General features: G+C 71.9%; 20 protein-coding genes. 13 read left to right on the plus strand and 7 right to left on the minus strand.

The annotated features are described in order from the left end of the window. The first annotated feature begins 179 nt into the window (after positions 1-179). The 5 genes from ACIG0D_RS13050 to ACIG0D_RS13070 all read left to right on the plus strand — a co-directional run bounded on the left by ACIG0D_RS13050 (position 180) and on the right by ACIG0D_RS13070 (position 5,231). Complete coding sequence (locus tag ACIG0D_RS13050) at positions 180-1,115, plus strand: cellulose-binding protein (protein WP_399799419.1); 936 nt, start codon at positions 180-182, stop codon at positions 1,113-1,115. Between the two features lie 85 nt (positions 1,116-1,200). Further along, a complete protein-coding gene (locus tag ACIG0D_RS13055; protein ID WP_399799421.1) occupies positions 1,201-2,160 on the plus strand; it encodes an ABC transporter ATP-binding protein in 960 nt (319 codons plus the stop codon). A gap of 5 nt (positions 2,161-2,165) precedes the next feature. Then, positions 2,166-2,939, plus strand: coding sequence for an ABC transporter permease (locus ACIG0D_RS13060; protein WP_399799423.1), 774 nt, complete (start codon positions 2,166-2,168; stop codon positions 2,937-2,939). A 109-nt stretch (positions 2,940-3,048) separates the two neighbouring features. Then, positions 3,049-4,383, plus strand: a complete 1,335-nt coding sequence (locus ACIG0D_RS13065; RefSeq protein ID WP_399799425.1) for an ABC transporter ATP-binding protein — start codon at positions 3,049-3,051, stop codon at positions 4,381-4,383. Then, positions 4,380-5,231, plus strand: coding sequence for an ABC transporter permease subunit (locus ACIG0D_RS13070; protein WP_399799427.1), 852 nt, complete (start codon positions 4,380-4,382; stop codon positions 5,229-5,231). The genes ACIG0D_RS13065 and ACIG0D_RS13070 overlap by 4 nt, the downstream gene beginning before the upstream one ends. 12 nt (positions 5,232-5,243) lie before the next feature. On the opposite strand, the gene ACIG0D_RS13075 is transcribed toward ACIG0D_RS13070, so the two are convergent. Further along, positions 5,244-5,585, minus strand: a complete 342-nt coding sequence (locus ACIG0D_RS13075; RefSeq protein ID WP_399799429.1) for an ATP/GTP-binding protein — start codon at positions 5,583-5,585, stop codon at positions 5,244-5,246. Between the two features lie 221 nt (positions 5,586-5,806). Here ACIG0D_RS13075 and ACIG0D_RS13080 point away from each other — a divergent pair, with 221 nt between their 5' ends. Then, complete coding sequence (locus tag ACIG0D_RS13080; RefSeq protein ID WP_399799431.1) at positions 5,807-6,835, plus strand: LLM class flavin-dependent oxidoreductase; 1,029 nt, start codon at positions 5,807-5,809, stop codon at positions 6,833-6,835. A 97-nt stretch (positions 6,836-6,932) separates the two neighbouring features. Here the strand turns inward: ACIG0D_RS13080 and ACIG0D_RS13085 are convergent, their stop codons facing one another. Continuing rightward, positions 6,933-7,325 (minus strand): SCO5389 family protein, encoded by a 393-nt coding sequence (locus tag ACIG0D_RS13085; RefSeq protein WP_399799434.1) that lies wholly within the window; start codon positions 7,323-7,325, stop codon positions 6,933-6,935. Positions 7,326-7,588: 263 nt separating this feature from the next. Between ACIG0D_RS13085 and nucS the strand changes: the two genes are divergently transcribed. Then, positions 7,589-8,260, plus strand: coding sequence for an endonuclease NucS (nucS, locus tag ACIG0D_RS13090; RefSeq protein WP_399799436.1), 672 nt, complete (start codon positions 7,589-7,591; stop codon positions 8,258-8,260). Positions 8,261-8,331: 71 nt separating this feature from the next. Here the strand turns inward: nucS and ACIG0D_RS13095 are convergent, their stop codons facing one another. From ACIG0D_RS13095 to ACIG0D_RS13110, 4 genes are all read right to left on the minus strand, one after another. Beyond that, positions 8,332-10,890: an ATP-binding protein gene (locus tag ACIG0D_RS13095; protein ID WP_399799439.1), complete on the minus strand. Its 2,559-nt coding sequence runs from the start codon at positions 10,888-10,890 to the stop codon at positions 8,332-8,334. Between the two features lie 360 nt (positions 10,891-11,250). Then, positions 11,251-11,574 (minus strand): STAS domain-containing protein, encoded by a 324-nt coding sequence (locus ACIG0D_RS13100; RefSeq protein ID WP_365758127.1) that lies wholly within the window; start codon positions 11,572-11,574, stop codon positions 11,251-11,253. A gap of 176 nt (positions 11,575-11,750) precedes the next feature. Continuing rightward, entirely contained in the window at positions 11,751-12,599 is an 849-nt protein-coding gene (locus ACIG0D_RS13105; RefSeq protein WP_399799442.1) for a 3-hydroxyacyl-CoA dehydrogenase family protein, read from the minus strand. 126 nt (positions 12,600-12,725) lie between these two features. Beyond that, positions 12,726-13,367: a TetR/AcrR family transcriptional regulator gene (locus tag ACIG0D_RS13110; RefSeq protein WP_399799445.1), complete on the minus strand. Its 642-nt coding sequence runs from the start codon at positions 13,365-13,367 to the stop codon at positions 12,726-12,728. A gap of 83 nt (positions 13,368-13,450) precedes the next feature. Here ACIG0D_RS13110 and ACIG0D_RS13115 point away from each other — a divergent pair, with 83 nt between their 5' ends. The 3 genes from ACIG0D_RS13115 to ACIG0D_RS13125 are packed head-to-tail and all read left to right on the plus strand — an operon-like array spanning position 13,451 to position 15,594. Next, positions 13,451-14,242 (plus strand): ABC transporter ATP-binding protein, encoded by a 792-nt coding sequence (locus ACIG0D_RS13115; protein ID WP_399799447.1) that lies wholly within the window; start codon positions 13,451-13,453, stop codon positions 14,240-14,242. Between the two features lie 10 nt (positions 14,243-14,252). Beyond that, positions 14,253-15,002: an ABC transporter permease gene (locus ACIG0D_RS13120; protein WP_399799449.1), complete on the plus strand. Its 750-nt coding sequence runs from the start codon at positions 14,253-14,255 to the stop codon at positions 15,000-15,002. A 19-nt stretch (positions 15,003-15,021) separates the two neighbouring features. Then, positions 15,022-15,594, plus strand: a complete 573-nt coding sequence (locus ACIG0D_RS13125; protein ID WP_399799452.1) for a cob(I)yrinic acid a,c-diamide adenosyltransferase — start codon at positions 15,022-15,024, stop codon at positions 15,592-15,594. Between the two features lie 46 nt (positions 15,595-15,640). Here ACIG0D_RS13125 and ACIG0D_RS13130 read toward each other — a convergent pair whose 3' ends face one another. Then, positions 15,641-16,225 (minus strand): hypothetical protein, encoded by a 585-nt coding sequence (locus ACIG0D_RS13130; protein ID WP_399799454.1) that lies wholly within the window; start codon positions 16,223-16,225, stop codon positions 15,641-15,643. A gap of 152 nt (positions 16,226-16,377) precedes the next feature. Between ACIG0D_RS13130 and ACIG0D_RS13135 the strand changes: the two genes are divergently transcribed. The 3 genes from ACIG0D_RS13135 (at position 16,378) to ACIG0D_RS13145 (ending at position 20,246) form a co-directional block, all read left to right on the plus strand. After that, complete coding sequence (locus tag ACIG0D_RS13135) at positions 16,378-17,565, plus strand: sensor histidine kinase (protein ID WP_399799456.1); 1,188 nt, start codon at positions 16,378-16,380, stop codon at positions 17,563-17,565. A 63-nt stretch (positions 17,566-17,628) separates the two neighbouring features. Further along, complete coding sequence (locus ACIG0D_RS13140; protein ID WP_399799459.1) at positions 17,629-18,270, plus strand: response regulator; 642 nt, start codon at positions 17,629-17,631, stop codon at positions 18,268-18,270. A gap of 137 nt (positions 18,271-18,407) precedes the next feature. After that, positions 18,408-20,246, plus strand: a complete 1,839-nt coding sequence (locus tag ACIG0D_RS13145) for a glycosyl hydrolase family 18 protein (RefSeq protein WP_399799461.1) — start codon at positions 18,408-18,410, stop codon at positions 20,244-20,246. Positions 20,247-20,281: the final 35 nt, after the last annotated feature.

Genomic DNA, 20,281 nt, shown 5'->3' on the forward strand with positions numbered 1-20,281 from the left:
ACGTCCATGACGCGGCCTTTGGCCAAGCCTTTGACGACGTGTTTGGCAAGCAGTCCGACGGTTAGCCACTCAAAAGGGGTGTCATTCTCCAGATCAAACACGCATCCGCTCGATGACACGCCGCTTCGGCCCCTAGGATTCCCCTTATCACCTCACCGGTCTCATTCGACAGGAACCCCATGAGCGACACTTCCCCCTACGGCTTCGAGCTTGTGCGGCGTGGATACGACCGCGCTCAGGTGGACGAACGTATCTCCAAGCTCGTCTCCGACCGTGACAGTGCTCTCGCCCGCATCACCGCTCTGGAAAAGCGCATCGAGGAGCTCCACCTCGAAACGCAGAACGCCCAGGCCCAGGTCAGCGACGCCGAGCCGTCGTACGCCGGTCTCGGCGCGCGCGTGGAGAAGATCCTGCGACTCGCCGAGGAAGAGGCCAAGGACCTGCGCGAGGAGGCCCGTCGCGCGGCCGAGCAGCACCGTGAGCTGGCCGAGTCGGCGGCCCAGCAGGTGCGCAACGACGCCGAGGCGTTCGCCGCCGAGCGCAAGGCGAAGGCCGAGGACGAGGGCGTCCGGATCGTCGAGAAGGCCAAGGCCGACGCCGCGCAGCTGCGTGCCGAGGCGCAGAAGGACGCGCAGTCCAAGCGCGAGGAGGCCGACGCGCTGTTCGAGGAGACCCGCGCCAAGGCCGCGCAGGCCGCCGCGGACTTCGAGACGAACCTGGCCAAGCGCCGCGAGCAGTCCGAGCGCGACCTGGCGTCCCGTCAGGCCAAGGCCGAGAAGCGCCTCGCCGAGATCGAGCACCGCGCCGAGCAGCTGCGCCTGGAGGCCGAGAAGCTGCGCACCGACGCCGAGCGCCGCGCCCGCCAGACGGTGGAGACCGCCCAGCGCCAGGCCGAGGACATCGTGGCCGACGCCAACGCCAAGGCCGACCGGATCCGTTCGGAATCCGAGCGCGAGCTGGCCGCCCTCACCAACCGCCGCGACTCCATCAACGCCCAGCTCACCAACGTGCGCGAGATGCTCGCCACGCTCACGGGCGCCGCGGTGGCCGCGGCCGGCACGCCGACCGAGGACGAGCCGATCTCCCGCGGGGTGCCGGCGCAGCAGTCCCGGTAACCGGCACCGTCCCGGTCACCAGCACCGCGCAGAGCCCTCTGCCACTCCGGTGGCAGGGGGCTTTGTCCCGTTTTAGCGTGGCCGCATGATCGAGCTCGAGGGGCTGACCAAGCGGTACGGCGAGAAGGTGGCGGTCAACAATCTGACGTTCGCCGTGAGACCCGGCATGGTCACGGGCTTCCTCGGTCCGAACGGCGCGGGCAAGTCCACCACCATGCGGATGATCCTGGGCCTGGACCGGCCGACCGCCGGGGACGTCCGGATCGACGGCAGGCACTACGACCGGCTCAAGGACCCGCTGAAGTACCTCGGCGCGCTCCTCGACGCGAAGGCCGTGCACGGCGGGCGCAGCGCCTACCACCATCTGCTGTGCCTCGCGCAGAGCAACGGCATCCCGAGACAGCGGGTGCACGAGGTGCTGGACACGGTCGGGCTCACGGCGGTGGCCCGCAAGAAGACCAAGGGGTTCTCGCTGGGCATGGGGCAGCGCCTCGGGATCGCCGCCGCGCTGCTCGGCGACCCGCGCATCCTGATGTTCGACGAGCCGGTCAACGGGCTCGACCCGGAGGGCATCCACTGGATCCGCACCCTGATGAAGTCGCTGGCCTCGCAGGGGCGGACGGTGTTCGTGTCGAGTCATCTGATGAGCGAGATGGCGCTGACCGCGGACCATCTGGTGGTGATCGGTCAGGGCCGGCTGCTCGCCGACACCTCCATGGCGGACTTCATCGCGCGCAACTCGCGGTCGTACGTCCGGATCCGCACGCCGCAGCCGGAGCGGCTGCTCGACGTGCTGCACGGGGCCGGGATCACGGCCGCGGACGGCGGCGGGGCGTTCGAGGTGGACGGCGAGAAGCCGGAGCGGATCGGCGAGCTGGCGGCCGAGCACCAGGTGGTGCTGCACGAGCTGAGCCCGCAGCAGGCCTCCCTGGAGGAGGCGTTCATGCGGCTGACCGCGGAGTCGGTCGAGTATCACGCGCACTCGGACGCGCCACCCGCGCCGCAGCAGCGGCAGCAGTGGGGCGACGGCTGGAAGAAGGGCTGAGGAGTATGGCGGCCACCCAGGTCATCCGGTCCGAGTGGACGAAGATCCGCTCGGTGGCGTCCACGGTGTGGACACTCTCCCTCGCCGCGCTGGTCACCATCGCGCTCGGGATGCTCATCGCCGCGCTGTCGAAGAACGAGTTCGGCGCCATGAACGCCCGGGACCGGCTGTCGTTCGACCCGACGTTCATCAGCTTCGCGGGGATGAGTCTCGGCCAGCTCGCGATGATCGTGTTCGGGGTGCTCGTGGTGTCCAACGAGTACAGCACCGGCATGATCCGCACCTCGCTGGCCGCCGTACCGCAGCGCGGCACGTTCCTGTTCGGCAAGCTCGCCGTGGCGACCGTGCTCGCGCTGGTCGTGGGCATGGCCACCAGCTTCGCCGCGTTCTTCCTCGGGCAGGCGATGCTCGGCGATCTCCGGGCGCACCTCGGCGATCCGGGGGTGCTGCGGGCGGTGATCGGCGGCGGGCTGTACATGACGCTGATCGCGATGTTCTCGATGGGCGTCGCCGCGATGCTGCGCTCCCCCATGCTGTCGCTGGGCATCCTGATGCCGTTCTTCTTCCTGATCTCCAACATCCTCGGCAACGTCGGCGCCACGGAGAAGGTCGGCCGGTTCCTGCCCGACCAGGCCGGCAGCAAGATCATGCAGGTGGTGGTGCCGGTCGACGACGACACCCCGTACGGCCCCTGGGGCGGGCTCGGGATCATGGCGCTGTGGGTGGTCGCGGCGCTGGCCGGCGGTTACGTGCTGCTCAAGCGGCGGGACGCCTCGTAGCGGTTGTTCTTTACTCGCCCTTGGGTGGAACCGTCAGCGCCCCGATATCCTCCTAACCCTTACGGGGGCGTGTGCCCCGCTGTCCTGAACCTTTCGATGGGTGCGGAGCATGATCGAGGCAGTCGGCCTGACCAAGCGCTACGGCGACAAGACCGCTGTGTACAACCTTTCCTTCCAGGTGCGGCCCGGCGCCGTCACCGGCTTCCTGGGGCCCAACGGCTCCGGCAAGTCGACGACGATGCGGATGATCCTCGGCCTGGACAACCCCACCTCGGGGCAGGTGACGATCGGCGGCTACCCGTACCGCAAGCTGCCGAACGCGCCCCGCCAGGTCGGCGCGCTGCTCGACGCGAAGGCCGTGCACGGCGGCCGTACGGCCCGCAACCATCTGCTGTCCCTGGCCCAGCTCTCCGGTATCCCGGCCCGCCGGGTGGACGAGGTGCTGGGCGTGGTGGGCCTCCAGGACGTGGCCCGGCGCCGTTCCAAGGGCTTCTCGCTGGGCATGGGCCAGCGGCTCGGCATCGCCGCGGCGCTGCTGGGCGACCCGCAGGTGCTGCTGTTCGACGAGCCGGTCAACGGGCTCGACCCCGAGGGCATCCTCTGGGTCCGCAACCTGATGAAGTCGCTCGCGGCGGAGGGCCGTACCGTCTTCGTCTCCTCGCATCTGATGAGCGAGATGGCGCTGACCGCCGACCACCTCATCGTGATCGGGCGCGGGCAGCTGCTCGCCGACATGAGCGTGCGGGACTTCATCGCGGCGAACTCGGCCGGGTTCGCCCGGGTGCGCACCCCGGACACCGAGCCGCAGGCACGCGAGAAGCTGTCGGCCGCGCTGACCGAGGCGGGCGGCCAGGTGCTGCCCGAGCAGGACGGGGCGCTGCGGGTGACCGGGCTGCCGCTCCCGCGCATCAGCGACATAGCGCACGAGACGGACGTACGGCTGTGGGAGCTGTCGCCGCACCAGGCCTCCCTGGAGGAGGCGTACATGCGGATGACGCAGGCCGCCGTCGACTATCGCTCGACCACCGACCAGAAGGCGGGCCTCCAGCAGCCGCTGCCGCCGGGTGCCCAGCCCCCGATGCCGGTGCCCGGGCAGGGCCAGCCGGGCTGGTACGCCCCGCCGCCGCCCCAGCAGGGCGGGCAGCCGTTCGCGATGCCGCAGGCGCCGGGGCCGTACGGCGGCCCGGGCCCGTACGGCGGCCCCGAGGCCGCGGGCGCGCCCGCCGCCCCCGCCGCCCCCGCCGGTCAGCCGAACCCGTACGCCCAGCCGGCGCCGCAGCAGCAGCCGTCCGCGCCCGCCCAGGCGCCGGCCGCTCCGCCCGCGCCCGCCGCCGCCCCGGCGGCCGGGGCGCCCGCGCCGCAGGGCCAGCCCCCGGCCGCGCCCGCCGGGCCGCAGGCCTCCGCCCCCGTCTCCGACCCGACCCAGTCCGAGGACGCCCGATGAGCACGCCCCAGACCCCGACGTCGCCGGCCGCGCCCGGCATGCCGCCGTACTCCGGTTACACCTCGCCGATCCCCGTCGTGCGCACCCACCTCGGGCACGCCATCGCCTCGGAGTGGACGAAGATCAAGTCGGTGCGGTCGACGATGTGGACGCTCGGCGTGTTCGTCGTGCTCGTCGTCGGCATCGGCCTGCTGACCGGCACCGTGGTCGGCAGCTCGACCTCCGAGGGCGACCTCGGCTCGGAGAGCGCGCTGGCCCTCGGCTTCTTCGGGCTGCTGCTCGGCAGCATGTGCATCATCACGCTCGGCGTGCTGACCACGGCGTCCGAGTACGGCACCGGGATGATCCGTACGACGATGACGGCCTGCCCCTCGCGCGGCCGGGTGCTGACGGCGAAGGCGATCGTTTTCTTCGCCGTCGCGTTCACCGTGACGCTGGTCTCGTCCGGGCTGGTGGCGGTCGCCCAGGTCGGCATGGTGGACGCCCGGGACCCCTCGGGCGGCGAGTGGCTGAAGGCCACGGTCGGCGTCTCGCTCTACATCGCGCTGCTCGGCCTGCTGTCGCTGGTCGTCGGCTCGATCATCCGGCACTCCGCGGGCGCCATCACCATCATGATCGGCGCGGTGCTCGCCCCGCTGGTGGTCGCGCTGTTCATGTTCTCCGCGTCGCTGGAGGACCTCCGGGAATTCCTGTTCGAGTACTCGATCCCGAACCAGCTCGGCGTCTTCTACGCCAACTCCCTCAGCGAGTCGGGCCCGTCGGGCTGGGACCCGCTGTGGATCATGCTCGGCATCACCGCCGTCGCCTTCGCCGGTGCCTACGCGCTGCTGGAGCGGCGCGACGTCTGAGAGCGAGACCGCTCAGAACCTCGGAGCGTTACGGGACCGCTGCACCCGCATGGTGCGGCGGTCCCGCGCGTTCCAGCAGGACTTGTGCCAGTGGCGGCGGTCGTCGACGCCCGCGTGCTGGGGCCAGACGACCACGTGCGGGACGCCGTCGGGGATCAGCTGGTCGCAGCCGGGGCAGCGGTAGCTCTTGCCCTGCGCGCTCGCGCCCGCGACATGGCGCACGCTCCACTCGTCGCCCTGCCAGTCCACGCTGGACTGCCAGCCGCCGTAGCGGCCCGGCCGGTCGTCCTCGGCGCCCTGGCCGGAGGAGACGGCATTCTTCGGGCCCTTGGGTCGGTTGCGACGCGGGGACACGGAACACCTCACGGAGCTATACAGGAAGCGGGGTCCCATCCAGCCTACGCGTCCGCGACGGGGGTACGCGGAACCCGGCGAACTCCACAAGTCCCGCCGCCCGACCAGGCATTCTGCAGACAATCGGCAAATTCATGCACGAGGCCGTGTCCTCGGCACGTGTCAGACGGTTATGCCGGGTGGGGGAGCTCCGTGTCGGAGCCAAGGAAGCAGGAAGAGCGATGCGCGTAGGAAGTTTCGTGTTGGCGGCCCAGTTCCCGGGTCAGGGCCAGGGGGAGGCGCTGCACCGCGCGGTCCGCTCGGCGGAGGTCTCCGAGGAGGCGGGGCTCGACTCGGTCTGGCTGGCCGAGCACCACTTCGTGCCGTACGGCACCTGCCCGTCGGCCATCACCCTGGCCGCGTTACTGCTCGGCCGCACCCGCCGCATCCGGGTCGGCACGGCGGTCAGCGTGCTGCCCACCACCCACCCCGTGGCCCTCGGCGAGCAGGCCGCGCTGCTCCACGTGACCAGCGGCGGACGGCTGTCCCTGGGCGTGGGCCGGGGCGGTCCCTGGGTGGATCTGGAGGTGTTCGGCGCCGGCCTGGAGGCGTACGAGAGGGGCTTCCCGGAATCACTCGATCTGCTGGTGCGCTGGCTGCGCGAACCCCGCGTCGAGGCCGCCGGGGAGCGCTATGCCTTCCGCGAGGTGCCCGTGGTGCCGCGGCCGTCGGAGTCCCTGACCGAGATCGAGGGCCCGGAGGTGCTGGTCGCCTGCACCTCCCCCGCCAGTGTCCGGATGGCGGCGGAGCGCGGGCTGCCGATGCTGCTCGGCATGCATGTCGGGGACGAGGAGAAGGCCGAGATGGTCGGCCTGTGGCGCCGCCTCGCCCGCGCCGCCGGCCGGCCCGCGGAGCAGCTCGCCGACCCGGGCCATGTGTCGGCCGGCGTCTGCCAGATCGCGGACCGGCGGGCCGACGCGGCCGAGACCCTGACCAAGGCGATGCCGGGCTGGCTGAAACAGGGCCTGGACGCGCATGTGACGGTGGACGGCCGGGAGCGTCGGATGCGCGATCCGATGGCCTACACCGAACTGCTCTGCGGGCTGCACCCGGTGGGCACCCCGCGGCTGTGCGCCGACCGGCTCGCGGCGACCGGCGAGCGGACCGGCATCTCCCGTTTCGCCCTGCTGGTCGAAGGGTCGGGAGACCTGGCGGCGACGGAGGAGAACGTACGGCGACTGGGCGCCGAGGTGCTGCCACAGCTGCGGTGAGCGGCGGAATCCGGAGACGGGCGGCGCGGGGAGCTTGCCGCCCCGGTAGCGATCGCACCTCCCGTGGACGAGAGCGGCAAGCAAGCGCCTCGCTGCGTCAGCAGTCCCGAAGCTCCGGGGACTGGTTGAGCAACTGGCTGCGCACCGAGGTGAAGCGGGCCAGCGTCTCGTCCGCCGAACCGTCCGGCGGGAACACGGCCACCCGGTGGCAGTTCTGGAAGGCCAGCCGTACACCGAAGTGCCGCTGCAGCGCACCGCGGATGGCGTCACTCGCGAGCGCGCGCAGGAGCTGACCGCGCGCCTGCTCGTCCGGCGGGGGCGTCTGGTTGTCGGCGAACTGGCCGCCGTCCACCTTCAGCTGGGCCACCAGGGAGCTGATCATCTCCCACGCGTAGGGCAGGGAGGTCCGGACGCAGTCGACGAAGTCAGCTTCGTCGACCTCGCCTCGCTCGGCCTGTTCGAGTAGGGCCGGTGAGACGTCGAGCGACATGGGTACTCCTCTCGCACCCCCGACCAGCAGGGGTTGCCGGACAGATGAGGGAGCTCGCGCACACCGGACACCCGGACACCCTGTGTACACGCGTCGCGACCTCCCGTTCCCTACGGTAGGCAACAGACCGTGACGGCACCAGGAGAATGGGGATACAGGCAGATCCCGGTGGGCACACAATCGGCCACGACCGAACACGAGTGTTCTGGATAAACAGGACGCGAATCGCGTGCGGCCCGGGGTGTCGAGTAGCGTTGCCGACCATGCGTCTCGTCATTGCCCGATGCTCGGTCGACTACGCCGGCCGGCTCACCGCCCATCTCCCCTCGGCACCCCGTCTGATCCTGGTGAAGGCGGACGGCAGCGTCTCCATCCACGCGGACGACCGGGCGTACAAGCCCCTCAACTGGATGTCGCCGCCGTGCACCCTGAAGGAGGGCAGCGGTGAGGACGAGGGCGTCTGGACCGTCACCAACAAAGCGGGCGAGAAGCTGATCATCACCATGGAGGAGGTCCTCCACGACTCGACGCACGAACTCGGCGTCGACCCCGGCCTGATCAAGGACGGCGTGGAAGCACACCTTCAGGAACTGCTCGCCGACCGCATCGAAACGCTCGGCGAGGGCTACACGTTGATCCGCCGCGAGTACATGACGGCCATCGGCCCCGTCGACATCCTCTGCCGGGACGCGGAGGGGCAGACCGTCGCGGTCGAGATCAAGCGGCGCGGCGAGATCGACGGCGTGGAGCAACTGACCCGCTATCTCGAGCTGTTGAACCGCGATCCCCATCTGGCGCCGGTGCGCGGCATCTTCGCCGCGCAGGAGATCAAGCCGCAGGCCCGCGTCCTCGCCACGGACCGTGGCATCGGCTGCCAGGTGCTGGACTACGACGCGCTGCGCGGCATCGAGGACGACAAGCTGCGGCTGTTCTGAGCGTCATTCGCCACGGCGTGGAAAGGCCGGGTCCCGGTTGGGGACCCGGCCTCTTTCGTGCCGTCCGGGCCTCAGATCACCGACTCGGCGCTGCTGGGGGTGCCCGCGTCGCTGCTCTGCGGGGCGCTGGCGGAGCTGGTGGTCTCGGCCGGGGCGCTCGCGGAGTTGGAGGTGGACGGGGGGTCCGTGGGAGCGCTGGTCGGCGACTCCGTCGGAGTCGTCGGGGTGGTGGTCGGCGTCTGTGTGGGGGTGTCCGTCGGCCTGGGGGACGACGACGTCGGCGGCCTGGTCGTCGACGGCGGCTTCGTCGTCGAGGACGGCGGCTTGGTCGTCGGGTCCGACGGGTCCCCGCTCGGGTCGCCGCCGCTCGGGTCGTCGGACGGCTCCCCGGACTCCGAGCCGGTGGCCGAGTCCGTCGGCGTCGGGTCGTCGGAGGTGCCGAAGGTGCCGTCGGGGCCCGGATCGGTCGGGCGGCTGGTCGCGCTGCCGGTGTCCGGGGCGCCGTCGCCGTCGCGGTCCGCCTCGTCCGCGCCCAGGCTGTCGTCGCCGGTGCCCTGGCTGGCCGACGGGTTGACGCCGACCTGGTCGGAGGGGCTGTCGGCGTCGTTGCTGGAGGTGGCGCCGAGCGTCACCACCGTGCCGAGCACCGCCACGAGCAGCGCGCCCGCGCCAGCCGCGACCAGGTTGCGCCGGGCGAGGCCGCGCAGCCCGCCGCGGGCCTTGCGGGAGGCCGTACCGCCCGGGCCGGGGTGGTGGGTGACGAGCGTGTCGGCGGGGCGGGGCAGCTGCGGGAACGGCGTCGGGGCCGACGGGACACCGCCGGGCGGCGAGGCGGACTCCTCGTGGCGGGCGGCGGGCACCTCGTCGCCGGCGGGGGCGCCGAGCACCGGCGCCGCGGTCACCAGGCCGACGCCGGGGGTGTTGCCCGAGCGGTCGTCGACGAGGGCCAGCGCGCGGCGGCCGGCGACGGTGCCACGCTTGTCGGCGAGGGCGCCGCGCAGGCCGATGGAGGCCTCCAGTTCGGCGCGGGCCCGGTCGAGGCGGCCCTCGCACAGCGCGAGGATGCCGAGCTCATGGTGGAAGTAGGCCTGCTCGGCGACCTCTCCGGCGAGCCGGGAGGCCTTGGCTCCGGCGCGCAGGCTGCGCTCCCAGGCGCTCCAGTGGAGGCCGGCGGCGAACGCGGGGGCCGCGGTGCGGGCCAGCTGCACGGCGGGGCTCTCCTCGTCCTCGCCGGGCGGGGTGGTGACCGGGACGACGACGTCGAGCGCGGCGAGCAGGGCGTCGGCCTCGGCGCAGACCCGTTCGGGGGTGACCGAGGGGTGCCCGGCCCACCAGGCGTAGTGCCGGGCGGCGGTGAGAGCGGCGTCCTGGACGCCGTCGGCGTATCCGGCGGCCTCCAGCTGGGTGCGCACTCCGGCGGCGAGCCGGTAGCGGGGGCCGACCGGGGTGACCAGGGCGCAGCCGAGGAGTTCGCCGAGGGCGGCGTCGGCGTGGGTGTCGCCGACCAGGGCGGGCAGATGCGCCTGGTGCGGGACCTCGCCGCCGAGGGCGACGGCGAACCGCAGCGTGGCGCGCGCCGACTCGCTCAGCCGGGAGGCGAGCAGGGCGGCGGGCGCGGCGCCCTCGGCGAGGGACGGCAGGGGTATCTCGTCGCGGACGTCGGCGGCGAGCGGGACATCGGCGGGGGGTTCCTGGAAGACGCCGAACTCGTCGAAGGCGTCCGCGCCGTTGCGCAGCCGGTCGCGCTGCCGGAGCAGGGCGCCGGCCTGGACGAACCTCAGGGGCAGGCCCTCGGACTCGAACCAGAGGTCGCCGGCCCAGTTGGCCTCGTCCTCGGTGAGGGTGCGGCCGACGGCGTGCCGCAGGAGTTCCAGGCCGCCGGCGCGGTCGAGGCCGCCGAGGAAGACCTCTTCGAGGGCGGAGTCGGCGGAGGGCGCGGGCACGTCGGGGGTGGCGGCGATGAGGAAGGCGCACTCGGGGGTGGCGTCCAGCAGCTCGTCGAGGGCGGCGCCGCCGAACTCGATGTCGTCGAGGACGACGACGGCACCGATCTGCCGCACCGCTTCGAGGAGTTCGTCCCGTTCCGGCCGGTGCAGGGGGGCGCCGTGGACGGCGTAGAAGAGGTCGTACAGCAGCTCGCCGGCGGTGCGGTGGAAGCCGCTGAGGCGGATCACGCCGTCGGGGGCGAGGTCCGCGCAGTCCTCGGCGACGGTCTCGAGGAGGCGGCTGCGGCCGGAGCCGCCGGGGCCGGTGAGGCGTACGGAACGGCCGCGGGCGAGGAGGCGGACGAGGCGTTCGCGTTCCTCCTGGCGGCCGAGCAGCGGCAGTTCGGGCAGGGCGGGGCCGGGCGGCGCCGGCGGGCGGGCCGCGCGGGCCGCCTCGGCGCGTTCGGCCGCGGTCAGCTTGGCGGGCCGGCCGGGCCGTTCGGCCGGCGGGCAGAGTTCGATCTCGCTGCCGTCGACGGGGTTGACGGTGAGCAGGAAGTCGCCGGAGACGAGCTGGACCGTGCGGGCGAGCGCCGGTGCGTGCTGGCCGAAGTCCGGTGTGAGGGGGTCCCTGGGCGGGCGCTGGCGCGGCGCGTGGCCGTCGTCATGGCCGTGGTCCTCGGGTCCCAGGTTGTTCGGGTCCATAGGTTCAAGCCCCCCAAAAGCGTCGAGTGCGGCCGGCCCCTCCCGGCCGTGTCGCACACCGCGCTGTCGCTTCTGGTCCGGGCCCGCTCGAGGGTGGATCGGACAGCGGGCGACCGAACCTTAAACCTTCGCTCAGTATCCATGACAGCCCGGGGTACCGCGCAGTCCGAGACGTCACGCTCTCGGAAGGATTGGGCGCGACGTACGTTTCGGGACCGGAACGTCCGGCTCCGCACCGTACTCCTGCCGGCGCCGCCGCGCCGGTGTTCGCCCACCGGGTCCCCCCGCCGGGGTCCCCGTGCCGGTGTTCCCCCGCCGGGGTCCCCGTGCCGGTGTTCCCCCGCCGGCCGTTCCCATGCCTCACACGCGCGGCAGGGACTCCACGCCGATGCCGCCCTCGATCGCCAGGATCCGGTGCAGCCGGGTGGCCACCAGCAGGCGCTGCATCTGCGGCGGTACGCCGCGCAGCACCAGCCGGCGGCCGCAGCGGCCGGCCCGCCGGTGGGCGCCCATGATGACGCCCAGCCCGGTGGCGTCCCAGGAGTCCAGTGCGGACAGATCGAGGACGATGTCGCCGACTCCGCCGTCGACGGCCGAGTGCAAAGCCGCACGGGCGTCCGCCGCGGTGCGGACGTCGAGGCGGCCCTCGACGACCACCTCGGCGTGGTCGCCCCTGATGTGCATATGCGCTCCCCGTGCGTTGGGTGACGTACTCCATGACATGACGGTGGCCGTGCAACGTCGGACATGGCCGGTGGCTTGCACCGTCTGACTGCTTCGGCGGCGGTGTGGTTGCTGCTTGTAAGCGAACCGATACCGAATTCACCCCTAGGTGTGATGATCCTGGGGCGGGTGCTGTCTCAGTGCTTGTAGAAGCCCTGCCCGCTCTTGCGCCCGATGTCACCGGCGTCAACCATCCGGCGCATCAGCTCCGGCGGGGCGAACTTCTCGTCCTGGGTCTCGGTGTAGATGTTGCCGGTGGCGTGCAGCAGGATGTCGACGCCGGTGAGGTCCGCGGTGGCGAGCGGGCCCATGGCGTGGCCGAAGCCCAGCTTGCAGGCGAGGTCGATGTCCTCGGCGGTGGCGACGCCCGACTCGTAGAGCTTGGTGGCCTCGACGACGAGCGCCGAGATGAGCCGGGTGGTGACGAAGCCGGCCACGTCGCGGTTGACGACGATGCAGGTCTTGCCGACGGACTCGGCGAACTCCCGCGCGGTGGCGAGGGTCTCGTCGCTGGTCTTGTAGCCGCGGACCAGCTCGCACAGCTGCATCATCGGGACCGGCGAGAAGAAGTGGGTGCCGACGACGCGCTCGGGCCGCTCGGTGACGGCGGCGATCTTGGTGATCGGGATGGCGGAGGTGTTGGAGGCGAGGATCGCCTCGTCCTTCGTCAGCTTGTCGAGGGCACGGAAGATCTCGTGCTTGACCTCGAGCTTCTCGAAGACGGCCTCGACGACGACGTCCGCGTCGGCGACGGCGTCCAGGTCGGTGGTGGCGGTGATCCGGCCGAGGGCGGCCTCGGCGGCGTCCGCTTCCAGCTTGCCCTTGGCGACGAACTTGTCGTACGAGGCCTTGATGCCGTCGGTGCCGCGCTTCAGCGCCTCGTCGGTGACGTCGCGCAGGACGACGTCCCAGCCCGCCTGGGCGGAGACCTGGGCGATGCCGGACCCCATGAGACCGGCCCCGATGACGGCGAGCTTCCGTGCCACTGTGCGACTCCCCTGATACGCGCTGTCCTTGTTCCTCTCGGGCGGACACTAGCGCTCGTGAGGGGCCGTGTGACCGGTAAGTAATGCGCGTCACGTCTCAGATGACGGACATCACACCGGCAGGGGTCACGCGGCGCCTCGTACGGCGTAGTTGAGCACCTTCTCGCTCAACAGCTCCTCCATCTCGTCGAGCAGCAGGAGCACCTCGCGTGACACCTCGGCGGGTCTGCCGCCGGCCATCATGCGGCGCCCGATCTCGGCCATCACGGTCTGGTGCAGCCAGTTGACCTGACCGGCGATCAGGGTGGGCATGGGGTCGTCGTCGGCGGCGCCGGTCTCCTCGCGCAGGGTGCGCTCCAGGTTGTCGACGACCTCCTGGCCGATCGCCCAGAGCCGGGAGCGCAGGGCGGGCGAGTCATGAATCACCGTCATGAACCGGGCATAGCCGTCCATGAGCCCCATCCGGGGTGAGACCGACTCGACCTCCTCGCGCAGTTCACGCAGTACGGCCCGGGCGGCGGACTCGCCGTCACCACGGCCGCGCACCCAGCGCGAGAGCCGGTCGACGACACCCTTGGAGCGGTCGAGGAACAGGTCCTCCTTGGCCGGGAAGTAGTTGTAGACGGTGTTGACGGAGACGTTCGCGGCGTCGGCGATCTCCGCGACGGTGACGGCGTCGAAGCCGCGCTCGATGAACAGGCCCGTGGCGACATCGGAGATGTACTGCCGGGTCTGCCGCTTCTTCCGTTCCCTGAGTCCCTCGGCCATGCCCGCATGCTAGCCGCCTTCGCTGGGGCCGATGAAAACTTGGGGTCATTGCAAAATTTCAGTGGCTCTGTTTTTCTGGGGTCATGGCAATCATCAGCGCGGCCGGACTGGCCCGGACCTTCCAGACGAAACACGGCCCCGTGGAGGCCGTCCGCGGTATCGACCTCGCGGTCCGGCCGGGCGAGATCCTCGGCTTCCTCGGCCCGAACGGGGCGGGCAAGACCACCACCCTGCGGATGCTGACCACCCTGCTGAAGCCGACCGGCGGCGCGGCCACCGTCGCGGGCCACGATCTGGCGACCGACCCCGTCGGGGTGCGCCGGGCGTGCGGGTACGTCGCCCAGTCGGGCGGCGTCGACGGGCAGATCTCGGTGCGCGAGGAGCTGGTGACCCAGGGGCGGCTGTACCGGCTGACCAAGGCTCAGGCGCGGGAGCGCGCCGAGGAGCTGGCGCGGGAGCTGGACCTCACCGGGCTGCTGGACCGCAAGGCCGCCGCGCTCTCCGGCGGTCAGCGCCGCCGCCTGGACATCGCGATGGCGCTCACCCACCGCCCGCGGGTCCTCTTCCTCGACGAGCCGACGACCGGACTCGACCCCGGCAGCCGCGCCGGCCTGTGGGACCTGGTCCGCCGGCTGCGCGACGAGCACGGCACGACCGTGTTCCTGACCACCCACTACCTCGACGAGGCCGACGCCCTCTCCGACCGCCTGGTGATCGTCGACCGGGGCGTGGTGGCGGCCGAGGGCACCCCGAGCGCCCTGAAGCTGCGCTACGGCGGCTCGCTCGACGCCACCCTCCAGGACACCTTCCTCGCGGTCACCGGCCGCACCGCCGCCCCGGCCGACGCCACCCCCGTCTCCGTAGAAGCCGTCTAGGAGCCCCCGGATGCTGTTGCACGACACCGCGCTGATCTTCGGTCGCTACGCCCGCCAGACGCTGCGCTCCCGCTTCGCCCTGCTCTTCGGCGTGCTGATGCCGCTGCTCCATCTGCTCTTCTTCGGCCCGCTGCTGACCGGGCTGCCGCTCGGCGGCGCGGGCAGCTCCTGGCAGGTGCTGGTGCCCGGGCTGCTGCTGCAGCTCGGGCTGTTCGGCGCCCTGTTCGCCGGGTTCATGATCATCGTTGAGAACGGCCAGGGCGTCGTCGAGCGGATGCGGGTGACGCCGGTCAGCCGGCTGGCGCTGCTGCTGGGCCGGGTGCTGCGGGACGCCGCCGTGTTCCTCTTCCAGGCGGTGCTGCTGGTGCTGGCCGCGCTGGTGATGGGGTTGCGGGCGCCGCTGGCCGGCGTGCTGATCGGCTTCGGCTTCGTCGCCCTGCTGACCGTCTCGCTCGCCTCGCTGTCGTACGCGCTGGCGATGAAGGTGCGCAGCCCCGGGGAGTTCGGGCCGCTGATCAACGCCGTCAGCATGCCCTCGATGCTGCTGTCGGGCCTGATGCTGCCGATGAGCCTCGGACCGGCCTGGCTGGACGCGCTCTCGCACTGCGTGCCGTTCCGCTACCTCGTGGACGCGATGCGCGACGCCTACGTCGGGCGGTACGCGACCACACACATGCTGTACGGCGTCCTGGTGGCCGTCGCCATGACCGTGCTCTCCGTGACGGTGGGCACACGGGTCTTCCGTACCGCCGGGGCGTAGGCGTCACTACGCTGGCCGCATGGTCAACCTGACACGCATCTACACCCGGACCGGCGACCAGGGCACCACCGCCCTCGGCGACATGAGCCGGGTCGCCAAGACCGACCTGCGGATCGCGGCGTACGCCGACGCGAACGAGGCCAACGCGGTGATCGGCACGGCGATCGCGCTGGGGAACCTGGAGGAGGAGATCGTCAAGGTCCTCACCCGCGTGCAGAACGACCTGTTCGACGTGGGCGCGGACCTGTCGACGCCGGTCGTGGAGAACCCCGAGTACCCGCCGCTGCGGGTCGAGCAGTTCTACGTCGACCGGCTGGAGGCGGACTGCGACCGCTTCAACGAGCGGCTGGAGAAGCTGCGCTCCTTCATCCTCCCCGGCGGCACCCCGGGCGCGGCCCTCCTCCACCAGGCCTGCACGGTCGTCCGCCGGGCCGAGCGCTCCACCTGGGCGGCGCTGGAGGCGCATGGCGAGACGATGAACCCGCTCACCGCGACCTACCTGAACCGCCTGTCGGACCTGCTGTTCATCCTCGCCCGTACGGCCAACAAGAACGTCGGGGACGTGCTGTGGGTGCCGGGCGGGGAGCGCTAGGCGCGGCCCCCGCACCGGGCGAGCGGGTTCCGACACGCCTGGAGCGTCAGCGGATTTCCTCCTTGGTGAGCGCCGGCCCGCTCTCCTCGGCCGCCCCGGCGGGGGCCTTCTTCGGCCAGATGAAGTAGGCCAGCGCGACCAGCCCGTGGATGCCGGCGGCCCGCAGCGCCGCCCACTGGAAGGCGCGCAGGGACGAGATGTCGCCGTCGTCGCCGACGTACCAGACCGCGCCCTGGAGCAGGCCGCAGGCGACGGCCGCGGCGAGCAGCGTGCGCAGCCAGAGGCGCGCCTCGTGGCGGGCGCGGGGCAGGCCGTAGCGGGGGGCGCCGACGGGTTTCGGCGCCCCGCCCAGGCGGTGCGCGGCGTGGCCGTCGAGCCAGCGGATGGTGTAGTGGCCGTAGGCCACGGTGTAGCCGATGTACAGCGCCGCGAGGCCGTGCTCCCAGCCCGGCTCGGCGCCGTTCTTCAGGTCGATGGCCGTCGCCGCGAACAGCACCAGTTCCAGGACCGGCTCGCACAGCAGCAGCACCACACTGGTGCGGCGCCACTTCAGCAGGTAGCGGGCGGCGAGGCCGAGCGCGAGCAGCACCCAGAAGCCCACCTCGCAGGCGATGATCAACGCGACGATCACGACGTGCTCCCTTCGGTCACCCTTCCAGGCTCCCGGCGAAAGCGGCGCGGCTCGTCGTCGGCGGTGACGAACTCGCGGTACATCGAAAGATGCAGTCGGGGACCCTTCCCGGGAATCAGGCGAGCGCGGCACGCGCCGTGTTGGATGGGACCATGCCCGCTGCGCGACTCCCCCGCCCGCACCGCTTCGACGCGTATGCCGCGCTCGCCGGGCTGCTCGGCGGGCTGCTGCTGTGGGGCTTCGGCCTGGCCACCCGGCCGAAGGGAGAGCCGATCGTGCTCTTCCCGGGCGCCTGGCCGATCCTGGTGCCGCTGGCGGTGACGGCCTGCTGCGAGCTGATGCGGCGGGCCGCCCCGCGTGTCGCCCTGCCGGTCGCCACGGCCGCGCTGGTCGCCGACACCGTCACCCAGGGCAACCTGGTCACGCTGGTGATGTTCACGGACGTGATGTACGCGGCCGTGCTGTACGGCACCCCCGCCGCGGCCCGCCGTATCCCCTGGGTCACCGGACTGCTGTCGGTGGCCGCGACGGTGGTGCCGTTCGCGGTGTGGCGGGTGCCGGAGGCGCTGCTGATCGGGGTGGCCGTCGGCATCATGTCGTTCGCGCCCGCCTCCACCGGACTGATCGTCCGCAACCACCGCGACGCCGCCGAGGCCGCCCGGCTGCACGCCGAACAGACCGCCCTGCTCGCCGAGATGGACCGCGTGCAGGCGGTCGGCGCCGAGCGCGCGAGGATGGCGCGCGAGCTGCACGACATGGTCGCCAACCATCTCTCGGCGATCGCCATCCACTCCACCGCCGCGCTCTCCCTCGACGACCCGGCCACCACCCGGCGGGCCCTCGGGGTCATCCGGGAGAACAGCGTCATGGGCCTGGCCGAGATGCGCCGTCTGATCGGCATCCTGCGGGACGCGGGCGCCGAGACCGAACCGGCCGCCGCGCCCACCCTGGACGGCCTCGGCGCGCTGGTCGGCACGGCCCGCGCCAACGGCCTGGACGTCACCCTGGACGCCGCGTACGACCGCGTGCCCGCGCCGGTGGAACTGGCCGCCTACAGGATCGTGCAGGAGTCCCTGACCAACGCCCTCAAGCACGCCGGGCCCGGCCGGGTCACCGTGCGGCTGGCGCAGTTCGACGGCTCCCTCACCATCGCCGTGACCAGTCCGTACGGCGACCGGGACGCGCCCCGCGCGCCCGGCTCGGGGGCCGGTCTGATCGGGATGCGGGAGCGTGCCACGCTGCTGCACGGCACGCTGGAGGCCGGGCCCGAGGACACCCCGGACGGCAAGATCTGGGCCGTCCGCGCGACCCTGCCGACCACCGAAGGCGACCTGCCGTGACCGCCGTGACCCCGCCCGCCGAAGGAGACATACCGTGACCCCGCCCGCCGAAGGAGCCCCCGCATGATCCGCGTCCTCGTCGCCGAGGACCAGTCCGCCGTCCGCGCCGGACTGGTGCTCATCCTGGGCAGCGCCCCCGACATCGAGGTGGTCGGCGAGGCGGCGGACGGCGAGCAGGCGGTGGCGCTGGCCCGGGAGCTGCGGCCCGACCTGGTGTTGATGGACGTACAGATGCCGCGCCTCGACGGGGTGTCGGCGACCCGTCAGGTGGTCGCCGAGCAGCTCGCGGACGTGCTGGTGCTGACCACCTTCGACCTCGACGAGTACGTCTTCGGGGCGCTGCGCGCGGGCGCGGCCGGGTTCCTGCTGAAGAACACCGACGCGAAGGATCTGCTGGCGGCGGTGCGGACCGTGGCGCGCGGGGAGGGGCTGATCGCGCCGGCGGTGACGCGGCGGCTCATCGCCGAGTTCGCGGCCGGGGCGGCGCGCGAGCCGAAGGCCGATCCGGCGGTGCTGGAGCAGCTGACCCGGCGGGAGCGCGAGGTGCTGTCGTGTCTCGGTGAGGGGCTGTCCAACGCGGAGATCGCGGGGCGGCTCGACATGGCGGAGGCGACGGTGAAGACCCACGTCAGCCGGTTGCTGGGGAAGCTGGAGCTGCGCAGCCGGGTGCAAGCGGCCGTACTGGCGCAGGAGTTGGGGATGTGACGGTGGTCGTCGGCGGGCGGCCGGAGTAGTGGTCCAGACCTATTGACCTATGGTCCAGACCTTTCTATTCTCGCGGCACCGTGGGCGTGAAGGCTCAGTCACGCCCGCCCCCGACATCCCCACAAAGGAGGCGCAGCATGCGCTTCAGACACAGAGCCGCGGCGGGGTTCGCGACCCTGTTGCTCCCCTTCGCCGGACTGACCGGGCTGTCCAGCCCCGCCCAGGCCGCCGCCGAAGCCACCTCGGCCACCGCCACCTACGTCAAGTCCTCGGACTGGGGCAGCGGCTTCGAGGGCAAGTGGACGGTGAAGAACACCGGCACCACCACCATCAGCTCCTGGACCGTCGAGTGGGACTTCCCCTCCGGCACCTCCGTCACCTCCGGCTGGGACGCCGACATCACGTCCTCCGGCAACCACTGGACCGCCAAGAACAAGGCGTGGAACGGCACCCTCGCCCCCGGCGCCTCCGTCTCGTTCGGCTTCAACGGCACCGGCACCGGCTCTCCCGCCAACTGCAAGCTCAACGGCGGCAGTTGTGACGGCGGTCCGAGCGTCCCCGGCGACAACCCGCCGAGCGCCCCCGGTACCCCGACGGCCTCCGAGATCACCAACACCTCGGTGAAGCTGACCTGGAAGGCGGCCACCGACGACAAGGGCGTCAAGAACTACGACGTGCTGCGCGGCGGCACCAAGGTCGCCACCGTCACCGGAACGAGCTACACGGACACCGGCCTCACCGCCGGCACCGACTACTCGTACACCGTCCAGGCCCGCGACACCGCCGACCAGACCGGCCCGGTCAGCGGCTCGGTCGCGGTCCGCACCACCGGCGGCTCCACCGACCCCGGCCCGCAGCCCGGCAGCAAGGTCAACCTCGGCTACTTCACCGAGTGGGGCGTCTACGGCCGCAACTACCACGTCAAGAACCTGGTGACCTCCGGCTCCGCCGCGAAGATCACCCACATCAACTACGCGTTCGGCAACGTCAAGAACGGCCAGTGCGTCCTCGACGACGCCTACGCCGCCACCGACAAGGCCTACACCGCCGACCAGTCCGTCAGCGGCGTCGCCGACACCTGGGACCAGCCGCTGCGCGGCAACTTCAACCAGCTGCGCCAGCTGAAGGCCAAGTACCCGCACATCAAGGTGCTGTGGTCGTTCGGCGGCTGGACCTACTCCGGCGGCTTCGGCCAGGCCGCGCAGAACGCCACCGCCTTCGCCAAGTCCTGCAAGGCCGTGGTCGAGGACCCGCGCTGGGCCGACGTCTTCGACGGCATCGACATCGACTGGGAGTACCCGAACGCCTGCGGCCTGACCTGCGACACCTCGGGACCTGCCGCATTCAAGAACCTCATGCAGGCGCTGCGCGCCGAGTTCGGCCCGAACTACCTGGTCACCGCCGCCATCACCGCGGACGGCTCGGACGGCGGCAAGATCGACGCGGCCGACTACGGCGGCGCCGCGCAGTACCTCGACTGGTACAACGTGATGACGTACGACTACTTCGGCGCCTGGGACAAGACCGGCCCCACGGCCCCGCACTCCCCGCTCACCTCGTACCCGGGCATCCCGAAGGCCGGCTTCAACTCGGCCGACGCCATCGCCAAGCTCAAGGCCAAGGGAGTCCCGGCGAGCAAGCTGCTGCTCGGCATCGGCTTCTACGGCCGCGGCTGGACCGGCGTCACCCAGTCCGCCCCCGGCGGCACCGCCACCGGCGCCGCGACCGGCACCTACGAGGCGGGCATCGAGGACTACAAGGTGCTCAAGACCGCCTGCCCGGCCACCGGCACCATCGCCGGCACCGCGTACGCGCACTGCGGCACCAACTGGTGGTCCTACGACACCCCGGCCACCATCGGCACGAAGATGACCTGGGCCAAGAACCAGGGCCTCGGCGGCGCCTTCTTCTGGGAGTTCAGCGGCGACACCGGCAACGGTGAGCTGGTCTCCGCGATCAGCAACGGCCTGAAGTAACAACTGGCGAGTCCCAAGCCTCGTTCGCCCTTCCC

The organism is Streptomyces sp. NPDC052773 (assembly GCF_044547145.1).
Taxonomy (GTDB): Bacteria; Actinomycetota; Actinomycetes; order Streptomycetales; family Streptomycetaceae; genus Streptomyces.